Genomic DNA, 7114 nt, shown 5'->3' with positions numbered 1-7114 from the left:
GGTCTGCCTCGATACCTGCCATGTCTTTGACGGCGGATATGATATCGTTCATCATCTCGATGACGTGCTGACTCAGTTTGATACGCGTATTGGCCTGTCCAGACTGAAAGCCATCCATATCAATGACAGTAAAAATGAACTGGGAAGCCATAAAGACCGCCATGAAAAGATTGGTGAAGGCCATATCGGCATCGAAGCGTTTACGCAAATTATCAATCATCCGGCATTACGGCAGCTCCCCTTTTATCTGGAAACACCGAATGAACTGCCGGGATATGCTCATGAAATTTCACTTCTGCGAAGTTTGTACAAGGAATAAGAGGTGACGACATGCGCATTTTACATACGGCGGACTGGCACCTGGGAAAGATGTTTTATGGCGATTATCTGACGGATGAACAGGAATACGTGCTAAAAGAACAATTTCTGCCACTGCTGAAAGACGAAGGCATAGAGGCCGTCGTCCTTTCCGGGGATGTCTATGACCGCAGCCTGCCGCCGGCTGCTGCTGTGGAATTGTTTGATGAAATTGCGACAAAGGTGACGGCGGAACTCCATATTCCTTTTCTGGTCATCAGCGGCAATCATGATAGTGCGTCCCGCCTTTCCTTTGGCAGTGCCCTTCTGGCCCGGCAGGGACTGTATATTGCTGGTGATCTGGACAAGCTGACGGGGCCGGTCATCCTCCGCGATGATGCGGGACCGGTTGCCTTTGTGCTGCTTCCCTATGCCGAACCGGCTGATGTCCGCCATTTTCTGAGTGATGAAACCATCCACGATCATCAAAAGGCATTGGAAGCACTCTGTGCATTTCAGTCCAGAGGATGTGATGACATGCGGGCTGTCTGCGTCAGTCATGTCTTTGCCTCTGGCGGGGTAAGCAGCGATTCCGAACGGCCTCTTTCTATCGGTGGTACCGATATGATTGACAGTGCAGTTTTTGACCGCTTCCAGTATACCGCACTGGGGCATCTTCACGGGCCGCAGCAGGTGGGACGGCCGGAGGTGCGGTATGCCGGGAGCCTGCTTAAGTATTCCTTTAGCGAAGCAACACAAAAAAAGGGGGTTGTCCTCGTCGACCTGGCTGATAATGGACAGGTCAGCAGCCGGTTTATTTCCTTTACGCCACGCCATGATGTGCGTATTCTGAAAGGTTCATTCCACGATATTATGGAACGAGAAGATGACCGGACCGGTGATTATGTATTGGCACGTATCGATGACACCGAACCGGTCCTCGATGGCATGGCCAGACTGCGCAAGAAATATCCTAATGCCATGGCACTGGAGGCCCCGCGGCGCCGTATTTCAGACCATGCCGGTGACCGGGATTTCAATATCCGCGGGACGACAGAAGAAGAACTCTTTTCCAGTTTTGCCGGTGCCATGAGGCCGGAACAGCCTTTGTCGGAAAAGGAAACAGACTGTCTGCATCAGCTTTGGGACGCATTGCGCAAAGAAGAAGGAGGAGGGATTTTATGAAGCCCGTTTATCTGGATATGACTGCCTTTGGCCCGTATGCAGGCCGGCAGGTCATCGACTTCCGCCTTCTGGGAGACCGGCAGTTGTTTCTCATTTACGGACCGACTGGCTCAGGGAAAACGACGATTCTTGATGCCATGTGTTATGCCCTGTACGGAGAACTGAGTGGCGGTACAGAAGGACGCAACGGAGCGCATATGCGCAGTGAATATGCGACACCAGAAGAAGTGACGCAGGTAGCGTTTACCTTTACGATTGGACAAAAATTATATCGCGTCGAACGGAGCCCGGACCAGGAAATCGCGAAAAAAAGAGGAACGGGTACGCGGCATGTATCTATGAAAGCTGCCCTTTACGAGCTGAATACACCGGATGGGGACATATTGGTGACCAGTAAGAATGTCTCCCAGAAAATTGAAAAACTCCTGGGATTTAAATCGGACCAGTTCCGTCAGGTCGTCCTCCTGCCCCAGGGGGATTTCCGGAAATTGCTCCTGGCCAATTCATCAGACCGGCAGCGCATCATGCAGGTGCTGTTCCATACCCAGCGCTATGACCGGCTGCAGGCACTGGCCAAAACCATGCATGATGATGTCAGCCATGCCTATGAAGACCTGAAGAAAAAGATTGAGCAATATTTGTCACTGACGGGAGCCGCTGATGAAGCAATACTGATGCAGACCATTGCGGATAAAACAGCGCAGGCAGGGGAAGCAAAGGAAAAATCTGGCCGGGCTGTCCGCCAGCGCGATGATTTCCAGAAGGAAGTCCAGCAGGCCGAGGCTGTTGCCAGCCACTGGAAAGCGTGGGAAGATGCCAAGGTACGGCTGCAGCAGCTTGAAACGCAAAAAGAGACTATGGCCGCGGAAGAAAAGAAGCTGGATTTATTGGAAAAAGCCCGCCTGCTCAGTGAACCCTGCCGTACTCTCGATGATATCCAGAAGCAGGGCGTAGAGGCTTCGAAAGAATGGGAAACGCTTCAGACAAAGGCGACGGCTGCTGATACAGAACTGAAACGGCTCAATGGGCAGGAAGAGGATATGAAGGCCGGTCATGATCGATGTGAAACAGATAAAGCGGAAGCCATCCGCCTGGAAAATCTCGTGACAGAAGCCGATTCGTATGCCGCATTGAAAGAAGAACAGCATAAAGCGTCCCTGCAGGCAGCGGCTTGTGAAAAGGCATGGCATACAGCCGACCAGACACGGGAAATGGCCCAGAAAGAATTGGATATGGTCCGCAAGACACGGGATGCCCTGTCGGGCCGGGAAGGCGAGTATGAAAAGGTAAGGGCAAGGACTAAACAGTGGAAGCTCCGTGCCAATCAGGAAAAACAGATAGAGAATCTGAAGAACAACTGGCAGGGTACGGCAAAGAAACAAGAAGCAGCTGCCAGCCACCTGAAAAACGTATTGCAGAAGGCCGTTCAGGACAAAACGGATTTTGACGCCGTGAGTGCCATGTTCCTTCAGGGGCAGGCCTTTGTCCTGGCGGAAAATCTGCACGATGGAGATGTCTGCCCCGTATGCGGGGCCGTATCCCACCCCAAACTGGCAGTCAAACCAGCTGATTTCCCGGAAAAGGCCGATGTCGAACGCTGCCGGAAACGGGCGGAAGCAAGCGAACAGCAGCGCCAGCAGGCGGAACAGGACGAACAGGTCCTGTCTGCGCAGGCGCAGGAACAGCAACGCCAGTATGAATTGCTGCGGCAGCAGTATCCCGAAGACGGGACGAGTGCCGACTGGTCCCGCCGGGCAGAACAGTCGGCTGCAGAAGAAGCTGTTCTTCTGAAAGAAATCGAACAGGCACGGCAGCTTGCACAACAGCTGGAAGAGAAAGAAAAAACGGTGACGCAGCAGACGGCAGTGACAGAACAGGCCCGCAAGGATTATGAGGAAGCACGGCTGTACTGGACGAGGGCGGAAGAAGCCCTGGCCAGAGCAGAACGGACACTTCCTGAAGAATATCGCAATCCTACTGTGTTGAAAGGGAAAATACAGACTCTCCGTCAGCAGCTCGCTGCCTTTGAAAAGAAAGAAAAAGACTGGAATGCGGCCAGACAAAAGCAGGAACAGGAAAAGGCCCACTGGAGCGGACAGGCCCGGATGAAAGAAGCCCAACGGGATGAGCTGCGCCAGAAATATAAGAAAGCGCTGGAAGAATTAAAGGCACAGGCTGGTCAGTGCGGATTCCGTGATATGAATGAATGCCGGGCTCTGCAGAAAGAGTTGCAGCAGATTGAACCGTTAAAAGAAAAACTGACTTCCTATGGAGCATCTCTCCAGCAGACACGGGGACAGGTCCTGCAGGAAGAAAAGATGATTCAGGGCAAGACAAAACCGGATATGGAAACATACCGCAAGAAGCTGGATGCTTTGAATCAGGCCTGCCAGGACTTGTCCCGGCAGCAGGCCGCACTGGCTGCAGAACTCCGCCAGCTTACGAACTGTGCCAGTCAGATTGATGCCTGGCACAAGGAACAGACTGAGCTGAGTGAACACTATAAGACAGTGGGAGCTCTCTATGATCTTATCAGCGGCAGGACGACGGGAATTAATTTTGAACGGTACGTCTTAGGAGCGCTCCTCGATGAAGTGCTACAGGCGGCGAATCAGCGGCTGCAGAAAATGAGCCGCAACCGCTATGAACTGCAGCGTTCCCACTCTTGGGATGACCGCCGGGTGCGTCAGATCGGCCTCGATATTGAAGTCTTCGATGCCTATACGGGATATGCCCGTCCGGCCAATACGCTGTCCGGCGGAGAAACCTTTCTGGCTTCCCTGTCTCTGGCACTGGGGCTGGCCGACGTAGTGCAGGCTTATTCCGGGGGCATTCACCTGGATACCATCTTCATCGACGAAGGATTCGGGACGCTGGACCCGGAAACGCTTGATTTTGCCCTGAAAGCGCTATTGGAACTGCGTCAGGGCGGACGCCTGGTAGGGATTATCTCCCACGTAGGTGAACTGCGGGAACGCATTGATACCCGCCTGGCTGTCAAAAAGACCGATTGCGGCAGTGTTGCCTCCTTTGAACTCCTCTAGACTATCTTGAATGGCAGACTCTTTTGGTATATAATTCTTTATATCCGCAAAAGAGGTAGTATTTAGCCGTTATTGGGGGATGGGGGATTTATACAATGTCATTAGAAAAAGTAAAGGCTTATTTTGCACAATATGGTATGGAAGACCGGGTGCAGGTATTACATGAATCAAGTGCTACTGTCGATCTGGCCGCAGCAGCCCTGCACACGGAAGGGAAACGTATTGCCAAATCCATGTCGTTTTATGGCGACGATGATTCGGCGTTTCTCGTTATTTTTGCCGGCGATGCCCGGGTAGACAACCGCAAATTCAAAGACACATTTCACCGCAAGGCGTCTATGGTCAAACACGATGACGTAGAACGTCTCATCGGCCATCCCGTCGGCGGTGTGTGTCCCTTTGCCGTCAATCCCGGTGTAGATGTATATCTGGATGAATCATTGAAACGGTTCCAGACGGTATTTCCCGCCTGTGGTACCGGAAATAGTGCCATCGAACTGACACTGCCGGAATTAGAAACCTACTCTCATGCCAAAGGCTGGGTCAATGTAGGTAAAGGCTGGGAAGAAGCGTAAGGAGGGAATATCATGACATTTAAATTTGCTCATACTAATTTCAATGTTCTCGATTTGGACAGAAGCCTGAAATTTTATAAAGAAGCCCTGGGACTGGTAGAACAACGGCGCATCGAAAATCCTAACTTCACCATTGTCTATGTCGGCAACGATGCCAGTGATTTCCAGTTGGAACTGACCTGGCTCAAAGACCGGAAAGAACCGTATAATCTGGGTGAAAATGAATTCCATACGGCGTTCCGGGTACAGGATTTTGATGCGGCTCATAAGAAACATGAAGACATGGGCTGTATCGTCTTTGAAAATAAGGCCATGGGGATTTACTTCATTGCCGATCCGGACGGATACTGGCTGGAAGTCATCCCTGTACGCTAAAAACGTAACAGGATAATCGAATGCGACAGCGAGAAAGACAACCTCTGGCAGCAGCCAGAGGTTGTTAGCGTTTATGAAAGGGGAATAAGATGTATAGACCGGAGCTTTTTATTTTTGATATGGATGGTCTTATGTTCGATACGGAGCGGATTTCCGTACCGTGCTGGCGGGCCATTGGCCGTAAATATGGTATAGATATGGAGGATTCATTTTTTGATACCATATTTGGCATGAATAATGCGAAAATAAAAGAAATATTTTTGCAGACCTATGGGGCGGACTTTCCCTATGATGCATTCCACGATGAGAAGAAGGCCATGCAGCTGGCAATCTATCATGAAAAGGGTGCCCCGGCAGAACCGGGCCTGCAGGAATGCCTGGATTACGCGCGACAGGAAGGTATCCGCTGCGCAGTCGCTTCTTCCTCTGCAGAAGAAACGGTACGGCTGCTGCTTCATAAAGCCGGATTGGAGTCCTATTTCTGCCATATCCAGAGCGGTGATGCCATGGCTCACAGTAAACCCGCCCCGGATATTTTCCTGGCAGTCTGCCGGACTCTGGGCGTACGACCGGAGCGGGCTCTTGTCCTTGAAGACTCGGGAAATGGCCTGAAAGCCGCGGCGGCAGCTCATATCCCGTCTATCTGGGTACCCGATCTGGTCCGTGTGGAACCAGCTGTGGCTGCAACGGCCTGGCATACCTGCCAGACACTGGCAGGCGTGCCGCCGCTGATTCAGAATCTGCCTGTGTGGAAAGAGAGTGCGAACTAAATGAGTGAACAACGTCAACATCTGATGATAGGGCTGACCGTATTTCTGGGGATGCTGGCAGCCATTGCCCCACTTTCAACAGATATGTACTTGCCGGGACTTCCGGCCATGATGGCCGATTTCGGTGTCGTACCATCTATGATACAGCTGACGCTGACGGCGTCCATGGCCGGCATGGCTGCCGGTCAGATCATAGCCGGTCCTGTCAGCGACGATGCAGGGCGGCGGAAGCCGCTGTTTCTGGGCATGGCCGTCTTTTCCCTTTCGTCCGTCGCCTGTATTTTCTCTCCGACAATCTGGCTGCTCTTAGTGTCCCGGTTTATCCAGGGGTTTGCCGGCAGTGCCGGCATCGTCATTGCCCGGGCCATTGCCCGTGATGTCTGCCGTGGAACGGCCCTGACCCGGCTTTTTTCCATGCTCATGCTGGTCAATGGCATCGCCCCTATCCTGGCTCCGGTCATAGGCGGACAGATTTTACGGTTTTCCAGCTGGCGCGGCATATTCTGGCTGCTCGTCATCATTGGCCTGGCGCTGGCAGTCTGTGCTCTCTTCATGCCGGAAACGCTTCCCATCCGTAAGCGGATCCATGGCGGACCGCTGGCAGGCGTCCGGAGCTTCGGCAAGTTATTCCGCGATACGTATTTTATGGGACACTGTGTCATGCAGTGTTTTGCCTTCGCGGCGTTTTTCGGATATATATCGGCTTCTTCTTTCGTTTTCCAGAATATCTATGATGTGACGCCTCAGACATTCAGTCTGATTTTCGGCATCAACGGCATCGGTCTCATGATCAGCGGCGGCCTGACAGGACGGCTGGCCGGTCGCATTCCCGACTGGAAGATGCTGCGCTTTGTCCTATTGGTGGCGG

At 52.4% G+C, this 7114-nt stretch carries 7 protein-coding genes; all 7 read left to right on the top strand.

Annotated elements, in window-relative coordinates:
- Positions 1-319: deoxyribonuclease IV (locus DBO31_RS01990; protein ID WP_150824314.1), on the top strand; the 319-nt coding region annotated here is incomplete at its 5' end.
- Positions 320-330: 11 nt separating this feature from the next.
- Positions 331-1482 (top strand): exonuclease SbcCD subunit D, encoded by a 1152-nt coding sequence (locus DBO31_RS01985; RefSeq protein ID WP_150824313.1) that lies wholly within the window; start codon positions 331-333, stop codon positions 1480-1482.
- The gene (locus DBO31_RS01980) at positions 1479-4526 is read left to right on the top strand and encodes an AAA family ATPase (RefSeq protein WP_150824312.1); all 3048 of its coding nucleotides are present in this window, start codon (positions 1479-1481) and stop codon (positions 4524-4526) included. The genes DBO31_RS01985 and DBO31_RS01980 overlap by 4 nt, the downstream gene beginning before the upstream one ends.
- Before the next feature lie 95 nt (positions 4527-4621).
- Positions 4622-5101: a YbaK/EbsC family protein gene (locus DBO31_RS01975; RefSeq protein ID WP_113855622.1), complete on the top strand. Its 480-nt coding sequence runs from the start codon at positions 4622-4624 to the stop codon at positions 5099-5101.
- A gap of 12 nt (positions 5102-5113) precedes the next feature.
- Entirely contained in the window at positions 5114-5476 is a 363-nt protein-coding gene (locus tag DBO31_RS01970) for a VOC family protein (protein ID WP_075581324.1), read from the top strand.
- Positions 5477-5565: 89 nt separating this feature from the next.
- Positions 5566-6246 (top strand): HAD family phosphatase, encoded by a 681-nt coding sequence (locus tag DBO31_RS01965; RefSeq protein WP_150824311.1) that lies wholly within the window; start codon positions 5566-5568, stop codon positions 6244-6246.
- Positions 6247-7114: multidrug effflux MFS transporter (locus tag DBO31_RS01960; protein ID WP_150824310.1), on the top strand; the 868-nt coding region annotated here is incomplete at its 3' end.

Source organism: Megasphaera sp. DJF_B143 (assembly GCF_900320625.1).
GTDB classification, from domain to species: Bacteria; Bacillota; Negativicutes; order Veillonellales; family Megasphaeraceae; genus Megasphaera; species Megasphaera hexanoica.
This window is presented reverse-complemented; position numbering and strand designations above follow the sequence as displayed.